Source organism: Qipengyuania sp. NPDC077410 (assembly GCF_044543405.1).
Classification (GTDB): domain Bacteria; phylum Pseudomonadota; class Alphaproteobacteria; order Sphingomonadales; family Sphingomonadaceae; genus Qipengyuania; species Qipengyuania pacifica.
This window is the reverse complement of the sequence record NZ_JBITWB010000002.1, coordinates 231,561-255,673: the sequence shown is the minus strand read 5'-3', so window position 1 is coordinate 255,673 and position 24,113 is coordinate 231,561. Positions and strand designations below refer to the sequence as shown.

Sequence of the window (24,113 nt, the reverse complement as noted above, 5' to 3'; positions counted from 1 at the left end):
GGCAATGGCGGGGCCAAAGCCGGAAAAAGCGTTCACTGGCTGACCTCCGCCACGGCGGCGATGCCGACCGCCGGGCTGGACAGGCGCTCGGCGAGCCCCCCGGCTGTTACCGCTGCCAGTTCGCGCCGGTCCGGACGATGGGCGGCGCTTTCCTCGTCATCGTCGATCCAGTCGGCGAAGAGGCTTTCCGATTCAGGTTCCGGTCGGTTCAAGGCCACGCGCACCGGAGATGGCGCGTTGATACCGCGCGGAGTGCCCAAAGCCGCAAGCTGGCGTTCACTCTCGAGATATTGGTCGGCACGTGGAGCGGAATACCCGAACTCGACCGCGTTCCAATCCGACAACTGCTGCTGGCTGGCGCGGGTTTCGAATTCGGTTTCGAGCATGAGCTTGGCCTGCTGTGCGGCGATGATCTGGCGCTCGGCGAGGCGCACGTCGCTCTTCACGGCGTTCACCTTGAACGTCAACGCCAGTAGCAGGGCGAAACAAACGGCGAGAACAAGCGCCCAGCCGATCTGACGAATACGCGATCCTCCGACCATCACGCGGCCTCCCGTGCGGGCGTTGCGGTCCGCGTCGCAGCGCGCAGGACAGACGAACGGGCGCGCGGATTGCCTTCGATCTCGGCCTCACCCGGCTTGATGGCCTTGCTGACTTTCGAAAAAACCGGATCGTCCTGCGCTGCCAAAGGGACATGACGCGAGGCGCTCGGGGTTGAGGACGCCTCGCGCAGGAAGCGCTTGACGATCCGGTCTTCGAGGCTGTGGAAGCTGACCACCACGAGGCGGCCCCCTTCACGCAGCACGTGCTCGGCGGCGGACAGTGCTTGGGACAGTTCGTCCAGCTCGCCGTTCACGTGAATTCTGATGGCTTGAAAAGTGCGGGTGGCCGGGTCTTTCTTATCGTGCGGTTTGTGGCCCAGCGCCTTGCGTACGACACGCGCCAGTTCGCCGGTCGTTTCGAGCGGACGTGCTGCTACGATGGCGCGGGCAACCCGGCGGGACTGGCGTTCTTCTCCATATGTATAGAGAACATCGGCGATCGCCTTCTCGTCGGCACCGTTGAGAAAATCCGCCGCGCTCACCCCTTCCTGGCTCATGCGCATGTCCAGCGGACCATCCGACGAGAAGGCAAATCCGCGATGCGCCTGGTCGAGCTGCATCGATGATACGCCGATATCCATCACCACGCCGTCGACCCGCGCGATACCCGCCGCCGCCATGACGTCGACCATTTCGGAAAAGCGATGGGGATGCAGAACCAGACGGGGTGGATTTTCTTCCGCTTCGCTCCAGCCGCGGCCTGCGGCGATTGCGTCGGGATCCCGGTCGAATGCATGGACGATGGCACCGCGTTCCAGCAGCGCGCGCGTATAACCGCCCGCCCCGAAGGTCGCGTCGATCACGAAGTCGCCCGGCTGCGGGTCAAGCGCTTCGATTACTTCGTCGAGAAGGACGGGGATGTGCGGCGCCCCGGTCACTTGCCAGCACCTTTGGCAGCGCCCTTATCCTTCGCATCGGCCAGAAAGCTTTCGCATGCCGCCTTGGCGCCGGCCCAGTCGTCGCCCATCTGGGCAAGCTCTTCCGGATTCCACAATGTGAAGAAGCGCCCGCCACCCTGGAAATAGAGGCCATCGTCGATGTTGCCGAGCGTGCGCAGGTGATCGGGCATGACGAAGCGACCGCTGTCGTCGAACGGCATTTCGATGAAGCCGAAGAGCTGGCTGGACCGGGTATCGCGATCGAATTCCTTGCCAAGCCGAACCGCAAGTTCTTCTTCGCGATCGAGCTGGGCCTCGAGCTCGGGCTTGCGCGACAGGCCGAAGCCGACGAGGCAGTTCCATGACGGATGCTTCATCAGGCACAGGACGCGCCCGTCGCTCGATTCCTTAACAGCCTTACGGAAAAGGGGGGGAAGCACGAAGCGGCCCTTGTCGCCCGCGGGCGAATAGGCCTGTCCGCTATACCCTCCGAAAGACACTGTCCCCAAACCCCAAATACGGTTTCGATTACCTCCCCATCAGGCAACACTTCCCCGTTCGCCCACACAGGTGGGCGAGGCGCCCGCCCCGTTGACCGAGCGCAAATAGACAGTGCTTGTCCGATGTGTGTTTGGTTTATCGCGGGCAGAGCCGGGATGGAAGGGAAAATTGCGGGATTTTACGGGATAAGCTCGTAAAGCATTGAATTAACTATATATAATTCGTTCGAGCAGAATTGATCTCATTACCGAGCGTCCCATTGGATGTCAGCAAAAACACGGATTTGCGCGAGTCCATCGATGGACTCGCGTCATGATCCCGAATCTTTCCCGTAAAATCCCTTGGGATCAGTTTAGTGCATCGCCGATCAGGGTCGCCAGCAAGACTTGCCTTTGCGCTGAGATCGCCGCCGTCTCTTCACTATCCAATATCGCTGCATCCGCCATCAATGTGACGCGCCCGTTCCCGACACTGCACCAAGCGAAAAGTCCCGCTTCCGAAATTGTGCATTTGCCATCTCCCGTCGCGACGAACTGGCCCGCAAGATTGACGGGATACTGATTGCCGGAAGCAGATATCAGGCGCTCCTCGCTTGGCTGGGCATCGTCGAAGCGCAGTTCGAGTCCCCAGCGGGTGAGGATGGGAGAAAGGAGCACAACATCTTGCGGGCGGCGACGATCGCCGAGCGCGAAATCGCTGTGACGTGTAAGAAGCGGATCGGCGAAAATCAGCAGCCGACCTCCCGCGCGCAACCAATTGTCGAGTGCCACATTCTCGGACGGAGCAAGCGGTCGCGGTTGCGCCATAATTATGCGATCGAGCCCGTCGATCGCATCGGGCTCCACAGTGTCGAGCGGCTCGATGTCGAATCGCTGTTCGATAAGGTCGCGGACCCAGTCGCTGTGGTTTGAGCCATCGAGTATTGCCGCCATGTCGCCCTCGCCCCAGTAAATCGGCAGGGTCGAGAACAGACCGACAGGGTGTTTGTGAGCGACCTCTTCGCTGACCTTGCCCGTGGAACAGGCTGCAAGCAGCACCGTCAGCAATGTAAGAACGCCTTTAGTTCTCGGCAGGCGAAGCATTGCTCTCAACCCGTGGCGGCGGCGTCAAAACGGTATCTGGAACGGCCGTCGGCTCGACTGCGAGATCGGGAACCACACCGGCCTCTACCAACGGATCGTTCCTCGGAGCTGTCTGCGTCGGCTCGGTAGTAGGGGCAGCCTCGGGCACCGTCGTCGCATCTGTTTCGGCAGCACGGTCTTGGATGATGCTAGCCAGACCGACGAGCAGGATCATCATGACGATCCCGGTCGCGCCGATCTGCAGACGTTGCACCGTCCGCTCGCGGCGCGCGTCTACGCCCCCGTTGACGTCGGGCAGCTCGCGCACCGATGGCTTGCGGCTCATGTCGAAAAATTGCGGCACGCGCATTAGCCTAGGCACCCCTGCCTGCCAGTCAATCGCCGGATTGCAACCAATCGAAAACCGGCAACTTTTTGGACGCCAGCCATTCGGCATTGTAGAGCGTGGAGAGGTAGCGGAAGCCGGTATCGCACAATATCGTGGCCACCCGCGGATTTTCGCGCCCCTCTTCGACCAGTTGTTTGCCCAGGGCGATGGCACCGGCAACGTTGATACCGCTCGACAGACCGAGGCACAGCCCTTCTTCGCGCAGCAGGCGGGCCACCCATTCTAGGCCTTCTTCATCCGAAACGCGGAACTGCGTATCGATCGGCGCGCCTTCCAGATTTCCGGTTATACGCCCCTGCCCGATCCCTTCGGCGACAGAGGACCCTTCAGCCTTAAGCTCGCCATTGGCGAAATAGTTGTACAGAGCTGCGCCGTGCGGGTCGGTCAGCGCAATGACGATGTTTTCGTCGAACTCTTTCAGGCCCATACCGACACCGGCGATGGTCCCGCCGGTTCCTGCGGCACAGGTAAAGCCGTCGATCCGGCCTTCGAGCTGCTCCCACAGTTCCTTGGCCGTTGTTTCGATGTGCGCCTTGCGATTGGCGGTGTTGTCGAACTGGCCTGCCCAGATCGCACCGTCGATTTCCTCCGCCATCCGGCGCGACACGTGCTGGAAATGGTTGCAGTCGGCATATTTGGTCGGCGGCACGGTGACCAGTTCCGCCCCGAGCGCGCGGATCGTGTCCATCTTCTCGTGGCTCTGGTTGTCGGGCATCACGATGATGGTCCGATAGCCCAGCGCATTGGCCACCAGCGCGATACCGATGCCGGTATTGCCCGCGGTTCCTTCGACCACAGTGCCGCCAGGCTTCAGGTCTCCGCGCGCTTCCGCATCGCGAATGATATACAGGGCAGCCCGGTCCTTCACGCTTGCGCCTGGATTGGCGAATTCGCATTTCCCGAAGATGTCGCAGCCGGCTTCCGCGCTCGGCCCTTCGAGGCGCACGAGCGGCGTGTTGCCGATGAGATCGAGCGTGTGCTCGCGTACTGGAATTGAAGTCATGTCTGGCGAGGTAGGCGCAGCCACCTTAACCCGCAAACAACATCAATCTTCAGGCGCGATAGTAACCTTCAATCCGTCGAGTTCCGGCGTGAAGGGTATCTGGCAGGAAAGGCGCGATGTCGGGCTGCGATGATCGGTCGATTCCAGCAGATCGTCTTCGTCCTCGCTCATTTCCGGCAATTTGCCGGCGAAGGATTCGTCGACGTGAACATGGCAGGTTGCGCAGGAACAACAGCCACCACACAAGGCCAGGAGTTCGTCGAAACCGTTATCGCGGATTGCTTCCATCACGGTCAGGCCGTCGGATACGTCGATTTCGCTGGTTTCGCCTTCGCGCGTGGTGACGATCAGTTTCGGCATTTTACGTCTTTCCTCGGTTGCAAAGGGCCACTGGCCCAACCTATGCGTCGCGCTGCTATTCAATCGGGAAAGGGAAGGCAAGCACACTCGCCATGGGCCTGACCAACGCACAATTGCGCGAACATCTCGACGCTGTAGCCGCAGATGACGCCATCGTCGCCGCCGCAATCGAGCGGTGCGGCTATCCCGAGGAGCGCATTCGCTCCACGGGTTACCGCACGCTCCTGCGCACGATCGTAGGCCAGCAGGTGAGCGTCGCGTCTGCTGCAGCAGTCTGGAACAAGCTGGAGGCGGAACTTGGCGAGGACATGCTTCCACAGGATTTGCTGGCCCGCGACTTCGATACATTGCGCGCCTGCGGACTGTCCCGTCAGAAACAGGGCTACGCCCGCAGCCTGTGCGAATTGGTGGCGAGTGGAGAATTGGCCTTTGACAACCTGCCCGAAGACGATGAAGCGGCCATTGCCGAACTCACCAGGATCAAGGGTATTGGCCGCTGGTCGGCGGAAATATATTTGCTGTTTGCGGAAGGGCGTCAGGACATCTGGCCTGCGGGCGACCTGGCGGTGCAGGAAGCCGTCGGACGCATGCTCGAATTGCCGGCAAGACCGGGCGAAAAGGAAACGCGTGAGTTGGGGGAAAGATGGCGGCCCCATCGCGGCGCAATGGCCATCTTCACCTGGCACACATATAATAACGCCGCGCTTTAGACGCGCGTGAGGGAGAGACAGCATGGGTGATCGCAGGGCCATTTTCATTACTGGCGGTGGATCCGGAATCGGACGTGCAGTTGCCGTTTATTTCGGCCAGCGCGGTTGGTTTGTCGGCCTTGGCGATATCGACAAGGCGGGCATGCGCGAAACCGAAGAAATGATCGGAAACGGCTTTGTCTATTCGCACCCCCTCGATGTGCGTGACCGCTCCGCTTGGGACGAAGCGCTGGATGCATTTTCCGTGGCTGCCGGCGGGCGCATCGATGTGCTGTTCAACAACGCAGGCGTACCACTGGGCGGATCGCTGACCGAAAACAGCGCCGAGGAAATCGAACGCACGCTCGACATCAATCTCAAGGGCGTACTATTCGGCGCACAGGCGGCCTACCCCTACCTCAAGCAGACGGCCCCCGGCTCGTGCCTGCTTAATACCGCGAGTGCAGCGGGCTTGTACGGAACACCCGGGGCAAGCGTCTATTCGGCGACCAAGTTCGGGGTTCGTGCCGTGACGGAAAGCCTGGATGGGGAATGGGCTGTGGATGGGATCAATGTCCGCTCTCTCATGCCCAGTTTCATCGACACCCCCCTGCTCGATCACAACCCCAATGCGCGATCGAACGAGGATATTCGCCAGCGGGTGACCGGTGCAGGGCTCGAAATCACACCGGTCGCGGATGTCGCTGCTGCGGCATGGGCCGCCATCCACGGCGACAAATTGCATACCGTCGTCGGCAAGACCGCTAAAACGCTGGCGTTCGGCGCACGCTGGCTGCCTGGCCGGGTTCGCAAGCAGACGCGCGCGCTGACCAGGCCGATGGGCGAATAACGAAGGTCAGGCCAGCAGCGCGTCGATCTTGCGCGCCATTTTCACATCGCGCAGGCTCAACCCGCCTGCATCATGCGTCGTCAGTGTGATTTCGACCCGATTATAGACATTGAACCATTCGGGGTGGTGATCGCGCGTTTCGGCAATCATGGCCACCCGCGTCATGAACGAAAACGCTTCGGAGAAATCGGAGAATTCGAACTTGCGCTCGATCGCAGCGCCATCGCGGCACGACGACCACTTCGGCAGCGCCCTCAGCCAGCTATCGCGTTCTTCCTCGCTCAACTGTTCTACTGCCATAACGCACGAATCTCCTCTCGCTTGTCGCGTGGGCGCCTTTTGCCTATCGCTCCCGCCCATGCAAGCTCGCCTCGCCGCAAAGGACATTGCCTGCCGTCGGGGCGAAAGACTGCTTTTCCGCAAGCTGTCGATAGACTGCGTCGCCGGCGATGCCGTGCACGTTACGGGGCCCAACGGCGTCGGCAAATCCAGCTTGATCCGTATTCTTGCCGGCTTGCTCCGTCCCTATGCAGGGGATGTGCAGCATTACGGCGGAAGGGGCCTGGTCGATGAACGGTTGGCACTCGACGCCAATCTGCCGTTGGGCAAGGCCCTGGCCTTTTGGGAACGACTGGATGGCAATGCCGATATGGGACGCGCGGGCGACCTGCTCCAGCTCGCGCCGTTGCTGGACATTCCGGTTCGATATCTCTCGACCGGGCAGAAAAAGCGCGCTGCCCTTGCCCGCCTGATCAACTCCAATTGCCCGATCTGGCTGCTGGACGAACCGCTGAACGGGTTGGACCATCATGCGCAAACGGTTTTCGAAGCGCTGATAGATCAGCATTGCCGTGCCGGTGGGATCGCTATTGCCGCATCGCACCAGCCAATCGCGCTACCCGCGCCGCAAGCCATCGCTCTGGCGGACTTTGCCGCATGATCGCTGCGCTGCTCAGACGGGATCTGGCCACCTTGCTGCCGGGCGGACGCGGCGGCAGCGGGCTGCTGCCGCTGCTGTTCTTTCTTGCCGTCGCCATGCTATATCCCTTTGCCGTCGGCCCCGACGCGCAATTGCTCGCACGGACCGGCGGAGGTGTAATCTGGATCGCAGCGCTCCTCGCCGCGATCCTGCCGCTGGAAAAGCTGGTGTCGGGCGATCTCGACGCCGGGATCTTCGATCAGCTGCGTCTGCGCGGCATCAGCGAAGAAACGGCGATGGCCGTCAGATTGCTCGCACACTGGCTGGCCTTTGCGCCGTTCCTTCTGCTCGCAACCTTACCGGCAGCCGCTTTGCTTGGCCTTGATGGCAAGACCACGCAGACAGTGCTCTTGGGACTAGTGGCAGGCACTCCGGGACTGGCGGCGGTGGGCCTTATCGTCGCCGCGCTTACCGCAAGCATGCGCGGCGGCGCGGCACTGGCAGGATTGATGGTCATCCCCCTGGCGGTGCCGATCCTCATTTTCGGCGCTGGCGCCCTCGCGCGTCCCGATCCCGGTGGTCTATTGCTCGCCGGGGCGATCAGTCTGGGGTTGTGCGCCGTGGCACCCTTCGGCGCCGGGGCTGCGCTGAAGGCAACCCGCGAAACCTAATACGGCGGCTTGTGCAGCCCCTTGGGACTTTCGGTAAAGATTTCCACACCATCGTCGGTGACTGCGATGGAATGTTCGAACTGCGCCGATAGCGACTTGTCGCGCGTCACTGCAGTCCAGCCGTCGCGCAGGATCTTGGCGTGCGGTCGGCCCGCGTTGATCATCGGTTCGATGGTGAAGAACATCCCGGGTTTCAGTTCCGGCCCCGTTCCGGCGCGCGCCGCATGGATCACTTCCGGCGCATCATGGAACAACCGGCCAAGGCCGTGACCGCAGAACTCCTGCACGACGCCATAACGGAACTGGCGCGCATGTTCTTCGATCGCTGCCCCGATATCGCCAAGGCGTGCGCCCGGTTTCGACGCAGCATCGATCCCCAACATTAGGCATTCATAGGTCACATCGACCAGCTTGCGCGCCTTGAGCGAAGGTTCGCCGGCAAAATACATCCGGCTTGTATCGCCATGCCAGCCATCCAGCAGCGGCGTGACGTCGATATTGACGATGTCGCCGTCCTTGAGAGCCTTGTCGGACGGTATGCCATGACAGATCACATGATTGATCGACGTGCAGCAGCTATGCGCATAACCGCGATAACCCATGGTTGCAGGCACAGCACCTGCATCCAGCATCATGGTGCGCGCCTTGTCGTCTATCTCGCCGGTCGTCACACCTGGCTGGACGAAAGTGGTCAGCTCGTCGAGGATTTTCGCCGCAAGACGCCCTGCCTTGCGCATGCCTTCATACCCGTCCGGGCCATGCAGCTTGATTGTCCCATCGCGATAGACGGTCTCGTCCGCCTCGATTACCTGATATTCCGTCATGCCGTGCACATAGTGTCTTTGGGCCGGAATTGCGAGATGCCTATCGGCGAACGCTGAACGTACTCGCATATGCAGGCTTCACTGCATCGATCACACTGGCTGTAACATCGAAATCCAGCTCATAGGCGCCTTCTGCATAGGGCCCGGCAACATACGGGCCGAAATAGATCCCGATCCGATCGAAGGTGTTGCCATTCGACGATCCGACCAGCACCGTGGCTTCGTCGAGCCCAGGGCAATTATCGAACATGCTGTCGCTATCGGGTTGGACCGCCGTGCCTCGCCGCTTTTCCCGCTCCTTGTTGAGCGCATCGCAAAGCCGCGCGCCAAGCCCCTGCTCCAGGGCGACCGGCGAATTGAACATTTCGACCCCGGCAAGAGACGCCTTGGCCTGCTTGTCCCATACCAGCGACTGCTTGCCATACATTCCGTGCGCGCCGCCGGTATAATCGGAATAGTCGGCCGACAGACTGAGGAAATCGGGCAGGCTGGCGACGACCTTCCAATCCTTTGCGAAGCTGCGGCTACGGCAACCACCGCAATCGCCGTCACCGGCGAGTTCGGTCAGTGTTGCATCCCATTCGGCGCGGTCTTCCTTCTCGCGCTGATCACGCTCTGCCCCCAACTGCTTTGCGAGTTCTGGAATGGCGCTTACTGCAGCGGGCCATTTGTAGGAAAACTCCCAGGTTCCGCCATCTTTCTCGGCGGTTTTCGCGATGTTGACCGCTTCCGCCTTGGTGCTTGAACTGGCCGAAGCACTCGCCTGCGCGGACGGATTGGACGTCCCCGTCTTGTCGGCGTACTCGGCTCCGTCGGAGCAGGCTGCACTCGACAGGGCGAGCGAAATCAGGAACAGGGGCGCGCGCATCACGGTTTCCTTTGCGACAACGATAGTCAGGGGTACGTCTTGAATATGGCCGACAAGCAAACGCTTATCCAGCCCGACCAGGGACAGGAAGCGATTTCCATTCATCTCGTCAACCGCGACGGATACTCGGACTGGCGCAAAAAACTCTCGACCAGCCAACGCGCGGCTCTGGAAGGCCAGAAATTCGACGGGAGCGGCTATCAGGTCGGCATCGTACCGGATGGTGACGGTTGGTTCGCCGTCGGCGGGGTTGCTGATCCGAAGGAACTTTCCAGCTGGTGCATGGCCAAGCTCGCGGAAAACCTTCCCGAAGGGACGTATCGCAGGGCTGAGGGCGAACCGGGCCCCGCCCTGCATGGATGGCAGACGGCGCAGCATATATTCGATCGCTACAAGAAACCCGAACGGCCGACGGGCCCCCGGGTGCTCCTGACCAGGGACGTGAAAGCGATCGATAGCGCCGTCGCAGAAGCGCAGGCCGTGTGCCTGGTGCGCGATCTGGTCAATACACCGGCAGAAGATATGGGGCCGGCAGCGCTTGAAGAGCAATGCGAAAAGCTGGCGAAGCAGCATTCCGCCAAATTGAGCGTCACTAAGGGCGATGCACTCGAACAGGAGTATCCCATGGTCCATGCCGTGGGACGCGCCGCCGCGCGCCATCATGCACCGCGTATCATGCATCTTACATGGGGCAAGGAAAGCGATCCGGTCCTGGCCATCGTCGGTAAGGGCGTGTGTTTCGACAGCGGCGGCCTGGATGTAAAAAGCTCCACCGGCATGCTGCTCATGAAAAAGGATATGGGCGGCGCGGCGCACGCCATCGCGCTGGCAGGCCTTGTTATGAATGCAGGTCTTCCTGTCCGTTTGCACCTGCTTGTTCCGGCAGTTGAAAATGCCATAAGTTCCAACAGCTTTCGCCCCGGCGATGTCCTCAAGAGCCGCAAGGGACTGACTGTCGAAATCGGCAATACAGATGCCGAAGGCCGGCTCATCCTGGGCGACGCGCTGCAGCGGGCAAGCGAAGAGAAGCCCGACCTTATTATCGATTTCGCTACGCTCACCGGCGCTGCGCGGGTGGCGCTCGGGCCTGAATATCCGGCGCTCATGACGCGCAGGGATGCAACCGCGGAGGCGCTGATCGCTGCAGGCAAGGCTCATGACGACGAACCCTGGCGCCTGCCCCTTCCCGATGCCTATCGTGAATGGCTGGTCTCGGAAATTGCGGACACCAACAATGCCCACGGCAATGCCTTTGCAGGGGCGAGCGTCGCAGGCCTGTTCCTCGACAAGTTCGTCGGCGAAGGGATCGACTGGGCGCATTTCGATACCTTTGCCTGGCGCCCGCAGGCAAAACCGGGACGTCCCAAGGGCGGCGATGCCTATGGGTTGAGGGCCGCATGGCACATGTTGCAGGCGCGTTTCGGTGGAGGCTGAGGCTCGCCGCCTTGCCTGAAGTGAGCCGCGGCGTTAAGCGCGCGCAACGTTCATTTCCGGATTCTGCCCTCAGCGTGACTGCTCAAGCCAGCTACTCTCTTCCCGAAGGTATCGTCGGACTTACCGGTCCGGTGGAAAAGCCCGCGCCCGGCACTTTGCCGTTGCGCGGCGATCTCGCGCATATTGCCTTGGCGAAACATTATCTGGCCGCCCATTATGTCATCCCCCAGCTCCGCAATATCGGAGATACGCCTGCAACGCTGATGCTCGCTATGCGCGACGATGCCGAAGTGGGCGCTACACTGGATGCCGGACAGGAAGTCGAGGTGCTGGACTGCGCGGGCGACTGGGCGTGGGTGGCGTGCGGGCCGGAAGGGCCGAGCGGATATATCCGGCTGGGCATGCTGGCTGCGAGCGAGTGACGCATAAAATCTTCATCGACGGCGCTGCAGGCACGACCGGCCTCGAGATTGCCGACCGGCTGGCCGAACGCAGCGAGTTCGAGCTGCTGAGGCTGGACGATGCGAAGCGCAAGGACCCTGCTGCGCGGCGCGAAGCGCTGAACGAAGCGGATATCGCCATCCTGTGCCTGCCCGACGATGCGGCGCGCGAAGCCGTTGAAATGATTGACACTTCCGGCGGCACGAGAGTGATCGACGCGTCCAGCGCGCACCGCACGAGCGAGGGCTGGTGCTATGGTTTTCCCGAGCTGATCGGCAGCGAGCGGGTGGCCGATGCGCGGCGGGTGAGCAACCCCGGATGCTACCCCACAGGCTTCCTCGCGCTGGTCGCGCCGCTGGTGCGTGCGGGGCTGTTGCCGGCCGACTGGCCGTACACGGTCAACGCCGTGAGCGGATATTCCGGCGGCGGAAGCATGCTAATCAAACGTATGATCGAGGAGCCGAACATAGCGTTTCGGACATATGCGCTCGATCTGGCGCACAAACACCTGCCGGAAATGCAGGCGCATGCCGAACTGGAACACCCCGTGCTGTTCGCACCGTCGGTCGTCCCGGCCTATCGCGGCATGATCGTCGAGGTGCCGCTGCACCTCGGTGCCATGGACGGCGAGCGTCATGCGGACGACCTGCGAACGGCCCTGGCCGAATTCTACGCGGGATCGGACGTCGTCGCGGTTCATGATGCCACCCCGGTGAGCGAGCTACTGCTCGACACCGATGCCGCACCGTCCGACGGGCTGGAACTGTTCGTGTTCGGAAACGAAGGCGGATGGAATGCGCGCTTGATCGCCCGGCTCGACAATCTGGGCAAAGGCGCGAGCGGTGCAGCCGTGCAGAACCTCAACCTGATGTGCGGCCTGCCCGAGACCGCCGGCCTCATCCTGCCCAAAAATTAGGCAAGTCGTGACTGCCGTGTAAGCAGCACTCTGCGCTCGCATCGAGGCAGTTGCGCCAGTTGCACGCCAGTCATCGCAAAAATTGCGCCAACTCAGTTTGGCGCGCATCGATTCTTCGGTTAGGCCCCTCCGCCAAGGCCTTGGCACGATTCTTGGAAAGAAACGCGCGAAGGGTGGAGCGACACCATTCCTCAGGGGTTCGGAGACGACGTGAAAAAGATCGAAGCGATCATCAAGCCATTCAAGCTCGACGAGGTGAAGGAAGCCCTGCACGAAATCGGCGTGTCGGGAATCACCGTGACCGAGGCGAAAGGCTTCGGGCGGCAGAAAGGCCATACCGAGCTGTATCGCGGCGCCGAATACGTCGTCGATTTCCTTCCCAAGGTGAAGCTGGAGGTCGTGGTGGCAGACGGCATCGCGGACCGCACGGTGGAAGCCATCGCCGCCGCCGCCCAGACGGGCCGCATCGGCGACGGCAAGATTTTCATTTCGTCGATCGAAGGCGCCCTGCGCATCCGCACAGGCGAGCGCGACGACGACGCAATCTGAGTTAGCGCGGGAAAAACCCGCAGGAATTTTCAGTTCAAACGGAGGCAATACCAATGGCAAGTGCAAGCGACGTCCTGAAACAGATCAAGGACGAAAGCATCGAGTGGGTCGATCTGCGCTTCACCGATCCCAAGGGCAAGTGGCAGCACCTGACGATGGTGGCCGGGATCCTGACCGAAGACGAACTCGATGACGGCCTGATGTTCGACGGTTCGTCCATCGCCGGCTGGAAGGTCATCAACGAAAGCGACATGATCCTGAAGCCCGACCTGGAACGGGTCTATATCGATCCGTTCAGCGCCGAGCCGATGATGATCCTGTTCTGCGACATCGTCGAACCTTCGACGGGCGAATGGTATGCGCGCGATCCGCGCACGACCGCCAAGCGCGCCGAAGCCTTCCTGAAGTCGACGGGCATCGGCGACACGATCTATGTCGGTCCCGAAGCCGAATTCTTCATGTTCGACGATGTGCGTTTCGAAGACGGTTATGCCGGTTCGGGATATGCGATCGACGACATCGAACTGCCAACCAACAGCGGCAAGGAATACGAAAGCGGCAACATGGCGCACCGCCCCCGCGCCAAGGGCGGATATTTCCCCGTTGCCCCGGTCGACAGCGCCGTCGACATCCGCGGCGAAATGGTTTCGACCATGATCGAAATGGGATTGAACTGCGACAAGCACCACCACGAAGTGGCCGCGGCGCAGCACGAACTGGGCCTGACCTTCGGCACGCTGGTCGAAACCGCCGACAACATGCAGATCTACAAGTATGTCGTGCATCAGGTGGCCCACATCTACGGCAAGACCGCGACCTTCATGCCCAAGCCGATCAAGGCGGATAACGGCAGCGGCATGCACACGCACATGTCGATCTGGGACGACGGCAAGCCGACCTTCGCCGGCAACCAGTACGGCGGCCTGAGCGAAAACTGCCTCTATTACATCGGCGGCGTCATCAAGCATGCCAAGGCCCTGAACGCCTTCACCAACCCGACGACCAACAGCTACAAGCGGCTGGTCCCCGGCTTCGAAGCACCGGTTCTGCTGGCCTATTCGGCGCGCAACCGTTCCGCTTCGTGCCGCATCCCCTACGGTGCGGGCGACAAGGCAAAGCGCGTGGAATTCCGTTTCCCCGACGCCATGGCCAACCCCTACCTTGCCTATGCCGCCTTGCTGATGGCCGGTCTCGACGGGATCCAGAACAAGATCCACCCGGGCGAAGCCATGGACAAGAACCTGTACGACCTGCCGCCGGCGGAGCTGGCCGAGGTCCCGACGGTTTGCGGATCGCTGCGCGAAGCACTGGAAGCGCTGGAAGCCGATCACGAGTTCCTGCTGAAGGGCGACGTCTTCACCAAGGACCAGATCGAGGCCTATGCCGAACTGAAGTGGGAAGAAGTCCTGCGCGTCGATACGACGCCCTGCCCCGCCGAATTCGACATGTATTACAGCGCCTGATCGGCCCTGTTATTTCACCGAGGAAAGGCCGTCCGGGCGACCGGGCGGCCTTTTTCGCGCGCCCGGTGAAAAACCATTTTCCTACACGCCCATTCGATGCCTAATCAGGTTGCCTCGTTTTCATGGAGGCCCTGATGAACCGCAAACCCCTGTTCGACATCGTGAGAAACCTGCTTGGCCGCGGCTTGCGCCAATCAGAGGTCGACGCACTGGACAAGGCGATCGACACGATGACCGGCGTGGCCGGGGCACCGCATGAGGTCAGCCCGGCAGGCATACGCCTGATTCAGGAGTTCGAAGGCTGTGCGCGCGTGCGGGACGATGGCATGGTCGAGGCCTATCCCGATCCCGGTAGCGGCGGCGATCCGTGGACGATCGGATGGGGGGCAACGGGAACCGATATCGGCCCCGGCACGGTGTGGACCCAGGAGGAATGCGACCGGCGCCTTGCTGCCGATATCGAGCGCCATGCCCGCGATGTGGTGCAGGCCATCGGCGATGCGCCGACCAGCCAGGCGCAATTCGATGCGCTGGTGAGCTTCCATTACAACACCGGCGCGATTGCCCGTTCGACACTGCTCAAACGGCACCTGGCGGGCGATCATGCAGGCGCGGCCAAAGAATTCCACCGTTGGGTTTACGCGGCCGGACGAGTGCTGAAAGGCCTGATCCGCCGCCGGCGCGCCGAGGCTGCGCTTTATGGGGCAGCTTGAAAACCGCAGAGTTCTGCCAATTCTTGCGCGTAGGTTAACCGGAACCGGAAGCCTCCATCCCCCGTTAGCCCGGCAAAGGAGTTCTAATGATGCGTATCCTGCTAGCAGGAGCAGCCGCGATCGCCTTGGCAGCAAGTGGCGCCTATGCCCAACCGGGCAAGAACGGAGACAACGGCAACGGCCCGGGTAACGGCAAGCACAATAATGCCGCCAAGGTCGAGCGTGGTCCGCCGGATCGCGGTCCCCAGCGTCCAGGCAACGGCAACAGGGATGCCAGGCCTGACAAACGCATGGCCCAGCAGCCCGACAGACGAGATGCCCGCCAGAATGTCTCCCGTGAAATCGAACGCCGGGTCAGTCAGCGACCTCAAGAGCGCGCTGTCGAACGGCGGGTGGACCGGCGCGATGACCGCAGGGATCTGTCGCAGCGGGCCGAGCGTCGCATCGAGCGATCCGTCGAGCGACGCGTGGACCGAAGGGACGGACGCCGCGATGTCCGGCGGGGCGATCGCAACCTTATCAATTATGTCGACCGCGTGCGGTACGACCAGGACCGGACCTTTCTCGTGCGCGACAGGGACCGGCGAGCAATCGCCGGCTGTCCGCCGGGTCTGGCGAAGAAGTACAATGGCTGCATGCCGCCGGGACAGGCCAAGAAGCGGTACGACAATTACCGCACCTGGAACGGGTACGATTATCGGCCCCGCCTGTTCGGTCTGAAGAATTACAGCTCGGGCCGGTATTATTACGACGAGGGCTATCTTCTGCGTCCGGCGAGCGATGGCGGAATAGCTGGATATATCCCCCTGCTGGGAGGAGCGCTGGCAATCGGCAATCAGTGGCCGTCGAGCTATTCGAGCCATTCGGTGCCCGACTATTACGTCGATTATTACGATCTGGGGCCTAGAGATTCCTACCGCTATGCCGACAACGTCATTTACCGGGTGAACCCGAGCGATTCAGCGATCCAGTCGGTGGTTGCCCTGTTGACCGGTGATGATTTTACCATCGGTGAGCCGATGCCGTCAGGCTATGACGTCTATAACGTGCCCTACCCGTATCGGGACCGGTACAACGACAGTGACGACGCGTGGTATCGATATTCGGATGGTTATGTCTATCAGATCGACCCCCAGACCCAGTTGATTTCCGCCGCCATCGACCTGCTGGTCTGAAGGGACAGAACATGACCGAAGCATGGAAAAGCGGCCTTGCCGCAATCGCTCTCGTTACCCTTCCCCTGGTTGCAGCATGCAGCGATACGGAAGAACATACTGCACAAGGCGCCACGCGGGACGATGGAACCCTTACGCTGGCGGCCGCCCTGGGGGCCGAGAAGGATCTGGATATCGTGCGCGAGGCGATGGACGAATCCGAACTGTCCGGCGTGCTCGACGGCCCGGCAAGCTACACAATTCTGGCGCCCGACGACGCCGCATTCGAAGCCCTGGGCAAGGAAGGCGAAACGCTGCTCGAAGACGAGCAACGCCCGGTTCTGGTGGCGCTATTGCGCGACCATCTGTTGCCCGGCCATCTGACGCCGGAATCGATTGGGGAAGCCATCGACCGCAAGGGCGGCCCGGTAACGATGGCCACACTCGGCGAGACGGATGTCATCTTCTCCCGGGAAGGCGACGGCATCAAGGCGGAGCTGGAAGATGGCGGCAGCGCCAGTTTTGCCGGGACGGCGACCGCCACCAACAACGGTGTCGTCATACCGATCAGCCAGGTGCTGATGCCGCCGAAGGACTGACCGCGCGGGTCAGTAATCGCGGCTGATTTCGGCGACGACGCTTTCGCGCCCGACCGTCGACACGGCAGCGAGCAGCGACAGCCAGCTGGTCACACGGAATTCCACTTCCGTAGCGCTGTAGCCGCGTCCATCCGTGATGATTTCCGCGTAGAAGCGGCGCCCGAAATTCTTGCCCAATGCGACGCCCGTGCCGCGGCCCAATGCGGGATCGGCGCTGACGATACGCAGGCGATCGAGCCCGATTGCGGAGCGCAACTGGTTGATCGGGTCCATGCCGCCCCCGCCGCGCAGACTGGCCACGGCCGCGCCAAGCTGCAGAGCGTCGGTCGCCGAGAGGCTGGTGACCGAACCGCCGAAGAGCAGGCGGGCCAGCAGTTCTTCTTCCGGCAGGGAGGGGTTGGATGTGAAGGTGATTTCGGGCTGTGTTGCGCTGCCCCGGACGTTCGCTTCGACGTTGAGGCCATCCCGGTCCGTTTCCGCACGAATGTCGAGCAGGGGATCGATCGGCGCGTCCACATCGAATTCGATCTCGCCGCGGGTCAGTTCGAAGCGGGTTCCGGCAAAGGTGTAATTGCCGCGAACCACTTCCGCACGCCCGCCGATGCGCGGATCGGACGTATTGCCGCGCAGGACGATGTCCGCAGCCCATTCGCTGTCCAGCCCCATGCCATCGACATCGATGCGGCTGCTCGCCTTGGCATTGATGAGATATTGCCAGGGGCGGCCGGCCGCCACCTGCGGATCGCGGTTGGCGGGCGTATTGATTTCGCGCGTGGCGATTTGCGGGACACGCAGATCGTCGGCCGCCGTGCCCAGCGTCCAGCTGGCCCGGTTGACGCGGACCTTACCTGCAATCGTCCCGCCGAGCCCGTCCGAGACGATCCGCAGCGGTCCGGTGACCGTGGCGCTGAGGCCGCCCGTATCGAGCAGGCGCGCATTCTTGGCCGAGGCGCGCAGATCGATGATCGGCCCGCGGATTTCCAGTACCCTGCCCTGAACCGTCTCGCCCAGGGTCCGCAGATCGACGATGCCGCTGCCGCTGACGCTGCCGCCGTTGACCGCCGTACCAGCAAAGCGCGTAAGCTGAAGGCGCGACCCCTGGAACCGGCCGCGCATGGCAATATCGCGAATGTCGGTGCCCGACAGCGAACTGCGCAATTGCAGGCTGTCGCCCGAGATGGAGCCGCGCACCGTGGGATCGCGCAACGTGCCGGTTGCATTTGCGGCGATGGCGATGGGGCCGGTTATGTCGAACGTATCGAGAGCGGCGAGCCGCCACAGGCTTTCGGCCGCACCGCGATAGCGTAGCTGGCCCGACAGGCGGCCTGCCCGCAGCCGTTCGATAAGGATACCCTGCTGCGGCAGACCGGTGATCCGCGCCTGCACACGCCCGCGCTGGATATCCTCGTTCTGCAACAGGGCACGCGCCTGAAGATCGCTCTCGGTCAGTTCCGCAACCAGCGAGACGTTCACCGGGCGCGACGTCAGCACGAGGCCGGAGCGCGTCAGCCCTTCGATCTTCACCTTGGCTTCGCCCACCGGCACCATGTCGGCACCGGTGCGATAATGGACCGTGCCCGAAATCGTCCCGCCAAGGCCGGTATCGGCTTTCGCGACATCGATGAGGGAGAGCGGCATGCGGGCGAGCTTGAAATCGAAATCGAGATCCCTGCCGCCGAAATCGCCGGACACGATCATCCCGCCGTCGCCATAGGAGAATTGCGTCGGTGCGAGGCGCCAGCCCCCGCCGTCCAGACTTGTGAGCACGGCGCGGCGCGGCATGGAAATGCGGCGACCGGCAAACCGACCCTGTGCGGCGAGCGCGATGCGATCGGGCCGGATGGTCGCATTTGCATCCAGCACGAAGCGCCCGCTGCGCCTGCCCGAGAGCGAGGCATCCACTCGCCCGACGCCGTTCTCGACCTCGCCGCGGGCTGCAAGCTGGGAAATGAACAGCGTGCCGTAAGACAATCCGGCTGCCGTACCCGAGCCGGAAAAGCTCGTGTTGCCATCGCGAATGAGGCCCGTCGCATCGATATCCGCGCGGGTGATGCGCAAGGGCGTATCGCCGCCGAAGCGCGCATTGCGGGCTCGCAGGTCGACCTGCAGGCCCTGTCCGCCGCCGCGCGGCGTCAGCGCCACGGTCCCGTCGAGACCGCCACCGGCGAAAGCGAGCGTGCCGTCCGCGCCGCCATCCACCAGCGCAATGGCGCCGGTGACACTGGTATCGGACACGCGCATGGTCTCGATCGTGATGCGGGTCGGACCGCCGGACGGTGCGATAAGGCCAAGCTGGCCGGCAAAGGGTCCGAGCACCGAATTGCCTTCGGTATCGATGGCAAAACCCTCTTCTGACGGAGCGATCGCCACGCGGACGTTGTCGAGGCCGGTCGCAGGCCGTGCGAAAACCAGCGCGGCGCTCGGCCCGGCGTCGGTGAGGCTGGCTTCTACGGTGAAGGGGCCGAAATCGGTATGCGTGCCCTCCCCTGCAAGCTTGGTAGTCCCGTCCCGAACGCTGCCATCGAGCGCCATCTGCACCTTGCTTGCATCGATGCGCAGACGATTGAAATCGAGCGGGGCATTGCCGCCCACCGCGACCCCGCCGCGCACGCGGATGGGTGTGCCGGCGAGGTTGGCCAGCGTCGCGTTGGTAACAGGGGCAATGCGCGCATCGAGATCGGCCGAGAGACGCCACGGCGCTTGCGGTGCGAGGGCAAGCTGGATGACCGCGGTCCCGTTCAACGTGCCGACATTGTCGAGGGCCAGCCGTTCTGCGCGGATCGGTCCGCGGATCTGGTATCGGCCCGCGGACAGGTCGCCACGAAGAGCCAGATTGGCCGAGGTGCCGGGGAACGCAAGACACAGATCGTCCGACAGAAGGGTCGACCCGCTCAGCACAAGCGTGCCGCGCCCGGTGCCGTTCACCAGGCGCGGATCGAGCATGGCATTGCCGCTCGTCACCCGTGAAACCGCAAGCCCCAGGGGCAGCGTCCACCGTGTGCCATCGTACCGGGCAGTGCCCTGCTGCCGGATGCCAGCCAACTTCGTACCGCCGATGTCGACTTCGCCCACCGTCAGATCGTGGCGGATCGCGAGATCTGAAAAGGCCCCGTCGACCGTCGCATCGATCCGCCCGTTGCGCAGGGCGATACCTTCGCCGAGCAGGGCCGGGTCGCGCACGGAAGCGGCGAGTTCGATATTTTCTGCCCTGTTGTCCGCAAGGTCGAGCAGGCCGTTGGCATCCAGTATCAATCCGCGCCCGGCCATCATCACACGGCCATTAAAGCGGCGCTGGTCTATCGCGATATCCGCTTTAAGCGCGACATCATCGCCCAGCGCACGCGCGGGGATGCCGCTGAGGAAATCCGACGGATCGAACTTTCCAAGAAGGCCCAAACGTCCCGATGCATTGGTTATCCGCATCGCGGCGATGCGAGCGTCCTCGCTACGGACCAGCAGGCTGCCGGACCATTGCGACCATGTGCCATCCCCGCGAATGCGTGCGGTGTAGGGGGCATCGAGACCGGCCATGGCTGTGATCGGACCATCTGCCGATGCATCGACATCCAGAGACAGGTCGAAGGTATCGCCGTCCGGTTCGGCATCCAGCAGCAGCGCGAGCCGGTCCCGTTCGCCCAGACGGCCATCGATATCGACCATGAGGCGACTGTCGGTGACATCGGCACCGCCGGTGATATCGACGCGCTGCGGACGGTTGCCGGCGATACCGGGAGCAAGGGTCAGATTGTCTATTTCGAGCCGGTCGATCGAGATGTCGAACCCGGGCAGTACGGGATTGTCTTCTTCGCTTGGCAAGAATTCCGGAGTGCGCGCGAGAGTAGCCCGGCGAGCGGCGAAGCTGTCGATTTCCAGCCGGTTGGAAAGCCAGCCCCCCGGATTCCAGTCGATTTCGGCGCGAGGTATGGTGAGAAAGACGCCCTTGGGATCGGACAGGCGCACATCGTGAAGGACCGCCGCCCCGTAGAGATTACCCTCTATTCGTCCGATCCGGATGTTGAGGCCGTTGGGGAAAGTGCGTTCCGCAATGCGGCTGGCGATGAAGCGTTCACCAAGCGGCGTGTTGAGAACGACAAGCGCCCCAACGATCAGAAGTACGAAAGCGGCCGCAATGCTGAGCAGCCACTTGCCAACGCGCCCAACGCGAAGGCGCCGCCGGACAGGACGCTCCTCGATGTCAGCGGCCGGTTGATCGGTGGCCATCAGAAAGCCTGACCCAGCGAAATGTAGACCCCAACGGGCGAATCTTCTGGCTCGGGGTTTAGCGGAATGCCCACATCGAGCCGGATCGGGCCGAAACCGGTGGTGTATCGCACACCTACACCGGCGCCGAACTTGATGAAGCGGAAGTCGGGCACTGTGTCGATCGAGACGCTACCGGCATCGATGAAGGGCACGACGGAGAGCGCGCCGTCGAACAGACCGGTGCCGACACGCGCTTCCAGGGATGCTTCGACGAGGCTGCGCCCGCCCGTCGGTTCAAGCAGATCGTTCTTCGGTCCGATCGCCTGGAAACCATAGCCACGGACAGAACCGCCGCCACCTGCGTAAAGCCTGCGTGACGGTGCGATGCCAGCCAGTTCGGCACCCTGAATGCTGGCAAACCGTGCGCGAGCGGCGATCACCGTCCTCTGGCCTACGGACTGATAGAAGGACGCGTCCGCCTGATTCCTCAGATAATAATATTGCTGGCCGCCCGTGCGAGAGGTTTCCGGACCGAGGAACCCGGTCAGGCGAAAGCCACGCGTGGGATCGAGGAGTGAATCGCTGGTGTCGATGGTGGCCCTGCCAAAAAGCGAGGCGATGAAATAGGTCTGACGGGGGCGCGGAATGCCGCCAATCACCCGGTTGCGTTCATCGGTCGCGAGGATTTCCATGCCGATGCCCCAAGCCAGCGGCTTCTGGAACAATAGGGTGGATGTGCGTTCGTATGTGCCGGTCAGCGCCACCGTGTCGGCATCGTAAGCAATGGTGTCGATACTGGATGCATAGACATCCGCGGTAAGAACCTTGTCCCTGCCACCCAGATTGTTCTTGCGGAAGGTTACACCGGCGAGCTGTTCGCGCGTTCCGATAATCCCGCGCAAGCGCAGAGAACCTTCAGGCGGGAACAGGTTGCGATGTTCCCAGCTTGCCTGAAGCCGGATACCTTCTTCCGAACCGTAGCCGACAGCGCCCGATATGGTGCGCAGTTTGGCCCGCTCCATCGTGACATCCATGGCGACCACACCGGGCTCGTCCCCACGGGGAGGCACGACTTCGCGGGCCTGCACATCGACGGTAGATACAAGGCTGGTAGCCGTAATTGCACGGCGCAGGTCGAGTTCGATACTGCGCTTGTACACATCCCCCGGGTCGAAACGGGCGATCGTGGCGAGGTGGCGGCCGGAAAGAAATTCCTCGTCGTTGCTGACTACATCCCCGAACACATACTTGCCCTTGGGCCGCACATGCATGGTCAGGTCGCCCTGCACCCGTTCGTGATCGATCAGCAGTTCGGGTTCGTCGATTTCGGCAAAGGCGTATCCGGTTTCGCCCAATGCCCGATCGAGGTTGAAACGCTGCGTGACAATCGTGTCCGACTGAAGATAGTCGCCAACCTTGATATCGAAAGACTGACGCAGAGTTCCGGCATCTACTGCCGTGTCGAGATCGCCGAGATCGATCGCACCATATGTATATCGTGCACCCGGAATGACATCGAACCGCACCCGAGGGCGCCGATCCGCCGAATCCTCTCCGGCCCGGCGGGTACCGATCGTGCGGATGACCTCGCCTTCGTAATAGCCATACACCCGAAGCAGCGTTTCAAGGAGTTCCTCATCCTTTCGGGCACGGGCGGCAAGCTGTGCGACATTTTCGTCGCCGTCGCCCAGTTCCTCGATGGTTGAAAGTGCTTCGAACCTGTCGACGAAATCCTCGCGCTCGCTGAAGGGCGGCTCCTTCTGCGGGAATCCGAGCACCAGCGAGCCCGACAGTTCCTCTACATCGGTTTCGTCGAATGCCAGCCGCGGTGCATCGTCGAGCAACTGAACGAATTCGATATCCTCTTCCGGCTCGAGCGGAACCAGCGGATCGAGATCGACATCTTCCGGCCAGGCGATCGACATGTCGGGCGCTTCGGAAATCGGAGTTTCCGCATCGAGCTGAGATCCTGCCTCGGCTTGCGAGATGACCTGTTCGTCCGTGCCCTGCTGCGCCCAGTCATCGGGGCTTTCGACGGCGCTGTCCGGTATGAGCTCGTCGAGCGAAGAGGTGGCAGGACTATCCTGCGCAGCCAAGGGAGTGGCGCCCGCCAGCGCGATTGCTGCCAGACAGGTTCCGATAACGGACCCCGCAATATCAGTCGGTAATGCGATATTCCGCTGCGAGCCCGTCCTTTGCGGGGAGAGCTTCTTCGCGGCGCCGGCCCCGTGGAGCGGTTGCATTGGCGATAAGTCGCTTCTGCTCCCTTTCTGGCATGCGTTCCCATCCACCGCGGGTAAGGCGTTCGAGCGGCCGATAACGGACTTTGTACTGCATCCGCTCTGCCCCTTCGACCCAATAGCCGAGATAGACATAGGGCAGGTCTCGTTCCGCCGCTCTGCGGATGTGGTCGAGAATGATGTAGTTCCCAAGCCCGGCGCGTCCCTCGTGGTCAGGATCGTAGAAGCTGTAGATCATCGACAGCCCGTCACCCTGATAATCCGTGAGGCAAGCTCCGACCAAGCGCCCCTGCTCGGCACCGATCCCCGGCTCACGATATTCGATCACATAGCTAGATACGCTGGTGTGTTCCACCATATCTGCGAAATCGGTTTCTTCCATCTGCGTCATCCCGCCACCGGGGTGACGTGCAGCGAGATATTTCTGCAGCAATTCGAACTGTTCCGCCGTGGCCCATGGGCGGCATTCCGTGGCGATCAGATCGTCATGGGCTTTCAGCGTGCGTTTCTGTGTCGACGATGGCTGGAATTCATCCGCCACGACACGCACCGAGACGCAAGCCTGGCAGTCAAGACAGGATGGGCGATAGGCCACCGTCTGACTGCGGCGAAAACCGATGCGGCCCAGCGCTTCGTTCAGCTCGTCGGCATTGTCGCCGCGCAGTTCGGTGAACACCTTGCGTTCGCTCTTGCCCGGCAGATACGGACACGGCGCAGGGCTGGTCACGAAAAAGCGCGGGAAGCGAATCGGTGCGGTCACTTTCGG

General features: G+C 62.2%; 25 protein-coding genes. 12 read left to right on the top strand and 13 right to left on the bottom strand.

Going from position 1 to position 24,113, the window contains the following annotated elements:
• Window positions 1-32 precede the first annotated feature (32 nt).
• The 7 genes from ACIGGE_RS09195 to ACIGGE_RS09165 form a co-directional block, all read right to left on the bottom strand.
• Window positions 33-542, bottom strand: coding sequence for a hypothetical protein (locus ACIGGE_RS09195; protein WP_103022587.1), 510 nt, complete (start codon window positions 540-542; stop codon window positions 33-35).
• Window positions 542-1,480, bottom strand: coding sequence for a 16S rRNA (cytosine(1402)-N(4))-methyltransferase RsmH (gene rsmH, locus ACIGGE_RS09190; protein WP_397490127.1), 939 nt, complete (start codon window positions 1,478-1,480; stop codon window positions 542-544). The genes ACIGGE_RS09195 and rsmH overlap by 1 nt, the downstream gene beginning before the upstream one ends.
• Window positions 1,477-1,980: a division/cell wall cluster transcriptional repressor MraZ gene (locus ACIGGE_RS09185; protein ID WP_221597829.1), complete on the bottom strand. Its 504-nt coding sequence runs from the start codon at window positions 1,978-1,980 to the stop codon at window positions 1,477-1,479. The genes rsmH and ACIGGE_RS09185 overlap by 4 nt, the downstream gene beginning before the upstream one ends.
• A gap of 348 nt (window positions 1,981-2,328) precedes the next feature.
• Window positions 2,329-3,063, bottom strand: a complete 735-nt coding sequence (locus tag ACIGGE_RS09180; RefSeq protein WP_397490126.1) for a Gldg family protein — start codon at window positions 3,061-3,063, stop codon at window positions 2,329-2,331.
• A complete protein-coding gene (locus tag ACIGGE_RS09175) occupies window positions 3,041-3,406 on the bottom strand; it encodes a hypothetical protein (RefSeq protein ID WP_196846689.1) in 366 nt (121 codons plus the stop codon). Before ACIGGE_RS09175 ends, ACIGGE_RS09180 begins: the two co-directional genes overlap by 23 nt.
• A 31-nt stretch (window positions 3,407-3,437) precedes the next feature.
• A complete protein-coding gene (locus ACIGGE_RS09170) occupies window positions 3,438-4,454 on the bottom strand; it encodes a cysteine synthase A (RefSeq protein ID WP_196846690.1) in 1,017 nt (338 codons plus the stop codon).
• Between the two features lie 42 nt (window positions 4,455-4,496).
• The gene (locus ACIGGE_RS09165) at window positions 4,497-4,814 is read right to left on the bottom strand and encodes a 2Fe-2S iron-sulfur cluster-binding protein (protein WP_196846691.1); all 318 of its coding nucleotides are present in this window, start codon (window positions 4,812-4,814) and stop codon (window positions 4,497-4,499) included.
• Between the two features lie 92 nt (window positions 4,815-4,906).
• Here ACIGGE_RS09165 and ACIGGE_RS09160 point away from each other — a divergent pair, with 92 nt between their 5' ends.
• Complete coding sequence (locus tag ACIGGE_RS09160) at window positions 4,907-5,524, top strand: DNA-3-methyladenine glycosylase (protein ID WP_222827584.1); 618 nt, start codon at window positions 4,907-4,909, stop codon at window positions 5,522-5,524.
• 22 nt (window positions 5,525-5,546) lie between these two features.
• Entirely contained in the window at window positions 5,547-6,353 is an 807-nt protein-coding gene (locus tag ACIGGE_RS09155) for an SDR family oxidoreductase (protein WP_397490125.1), read from the top strand.
• A gap of 6 nt (window positions 6,354-6,359) precedes the next feature.
• On the opposite strand, the gene ACIGGE_RS09150 is transcribed toward ACIGGE_RS09155, so the two are convergent.
• A complete protein-coding gene (locus ACIGGE_RS09150) occupies window positions 6,360-6,653 on the bottom strand; it encodes a 4a-hydroxytetrahydrobiopterin dehydratase (RefSeq protein ID WP_103022578.1) in 294 nt (97 codons plus the stop codon).
• Window positions 6,654-6,711: 58 nt separating this feature from the next.
• On the opposite strand from ACIGGE_RS09150, the gene ccmA reads away from it, so the two are divergent.
• Both ccmA and ACIGGE_RS09140 read left to right on the top strand, forming a co-directional pair.
• Window positions 6,712-7,293, top strand: a complete 582-nt coding sequence (ccmA, locus tag ACIGGE_RS09145) for a heme ABC exporter ATP-binding protein CcmA (RefSeq protein ID WP_397490124.1) — start codon at window positions 6,712-6,714, stop codon at window positions 7,291-7,293.
• The gene (locus ACIGGE_RS09140; RefSeq protein ID WP_397490123.1) at window positions 7,290-7,943 is read left to right on the top strand and encodes a heme exporter protein CcmB; all 654 of its coding nucleotides are present in this window, start codon (window positions 7,290-7,292) and stop codon (window positions 7,941-7,943) included. The genes ccmA and ACIGGE_RS09140 overlap by 4 nt, the downstream gene beginning before the upstream one ends.
• Here the strand turns inward: ACIGGE_RS09140 and map are convergent.
• Both map and ACIGGE_RS09130 read right to left on the bottom strand, forming a co-directional pair.
• Entirely contained in the window at window positions 7,940-8,767 is an 828-nt protein-coding gene (gene map, locus ACIGGE_RS09135) for a type I methionyl aminopeptidase (protein ID WP_397490122.1), read from the bottom strand. The two genes, ACIGGE_RS09140 and map, sit on opposite strands and share 4 nt — an antisense overlap.
• A gap of 40 nt (window positions 8,768-8,807) precedes the next feature.
• A complete protein-coding gene (locus tag ACIGGE_RS09130; RefSeq protein WP_397490121.1) occupies window positions 8,808-9,635 on the bottom strand; it encodes a PdaC/SigV domain-containing protein in 828 nt (275 codons plus the stop codon).
• Between the two features lie 45 nt (window positions 9,636-9,680).
• Between ACIGGE_RS09130 and ACIGGE_RS09125 the strand changes: the two genes are divergently transcribed.
• The 8 genes from ACIGGE_RS09125 to ACIGGE_RS09090 all read left to right on the top strand — a co-directional run bounded on the left by ACIGGE_RS09125 (window position 9,681) and on the right by ACIGGE_RS09090 (window position 16,904).
• Entirely contained in the window at window positions 9,681-11,069 is a 1,389-nt protein-coding gene (locus tag ACIGGE_RS09125) for a leucyl aminopeptidase family protein (protein ID WP_397490120.1), read from the top strand.
• Window positions 11,070-11,143: 74 nt separating this feature from the next.
• Window positions 11,144-11,491, top strand: a complete 348-nt coding sequence (locus ACIGGE_RS09120; RefSeq protein WP_221597841.1) for a hypothetical protein — start codon at window positions 11,144-11,146, stop codon at window positions 11,489-11,491.
• On the top strand, window positions 11,488-12,426 hold the full coding sequence (argC, locus tag ACIGGE_RS09115) for an N-acetyl-gamma-glutamyl-phosphate reductase (protein ID WP_196846699.1): 939 nt from the start codon (window positions 11,488-11,490) through the stop codon (window positions 12,424-12,426). Before ACIGGE_RS09120 ends, argC begins: the two co-directional genes overlap by 4 nt.
• Before the next feature lie 210 nt (window positions 12,427-12,636).
• Window positions 12,637-12,975, top strand: coding sequence for a P-II family nitrogen regulator (locus ACIGGE_RS09110; protein WP_103022570.1), 339 nt, complete (start codon window positions 12,637-12,639; stop codon window positions 12,973-12,975).
• Between the two features lie 53 nt (window positions 12,976-13,028).
• On the top strand, window positions 13,029-14,438 hold the full coding sequence (gene glnA, locus ACIGGE_RS09105; RefSeq protein ID WP_397490119.1) for a type I glutamate--ammonia ligase: 1,410 nt from the start codon (window positions 13,029-13,031) through the stop codon (window positions 14,436-14,438).
• Window positions 14,439-14,572: 134 nt separating this feature from the next.
• Window positions 14,573-15,151, top strand: a complete 579-nt coding sequence (locus ACIGGE_RS09100; RefSeq protein ID WP_397490118.1) for a lysozyme — start codon at window positions 14,573-14,575, stop codon at window positions 15,149-15,151.
• 86 nt (window positions 15,152-15,237) lie between these two features.
• A complete protein-coding gene (locus ACIGGE_RS09095) occupies window positions 15,238-16,326 on the top strand; it encodes a hypothetical protein (protein WP_397490116.1) in 1,089 nt (362 codons plus the stop codon).
• A gap of 11 nt (window positions 16,327-16,337) precedes the next feature.
• A complete protein-coding gene (locus tag ACIGGE_RS09090) occupies window positions 16,338-16,904 on the top strand; it encodes a fasciclin domain-containing protein (RefSeq protein ID WP_397490115.1) in 567 nt (188 codons plus the stop codon).
• Window positions 16,905-16,913: 9 nt separating this feature from the next.
• On the opposite strand, the gene ACIGGE_RS09085 is transcribed toward ACIGGE_RS09090, so the two are convergent.
• Genes ACIGGE_RS09085 through ACIGGE_RS09075 form a run of 3 tightly spaced genes read right to left on the bottom strand, consistent with a single transcriptional unit; the run spans window position 16,914 to window position 24,107 of the window.
• Window positions 16,914-21,125, bottom strand: coding sequence for a translocation/assembly module TamB domain-containing protein (locus ACIGGE_RS09085; protein WP_397490113.1), 4,212 nt, complete (start codon window positions 21,123-21,125; stop codon window positions 16,914-16,916).
• On the bottom strand, window positions 21,125-23,350 hold the full coding sequence (locus ACIGGE_RS09080; protein ID WP_397490112.1) for an autotransporter assembly complex family protein: 2,226 nt from the start codon (window positions 23,348-23,350) through the stop codon (window positions 21,125-21,127). Before ACIGGE_RS09080 ends, ACIGGE_RS09085 begins: the two co-directional genes overlap by 1 nt.
• Window positions 23,265-24,107 (bottom strand): arginyltransferase, encoded by an 843-nt coding sequence (locus ACIGGE_RS09075; protein WP_103022735.1) that lies wholly within the window; start codon window positions 24,105-24,107, stop codon window positions 23,265-23,267. Before ACIGGE_RS09075 ends, ACIGGE_RS09080 begins: the two co-directional genes overlap by 86 nt.
• Window positions 24,108-24,113: the final 6 nt, after the last annotated feature.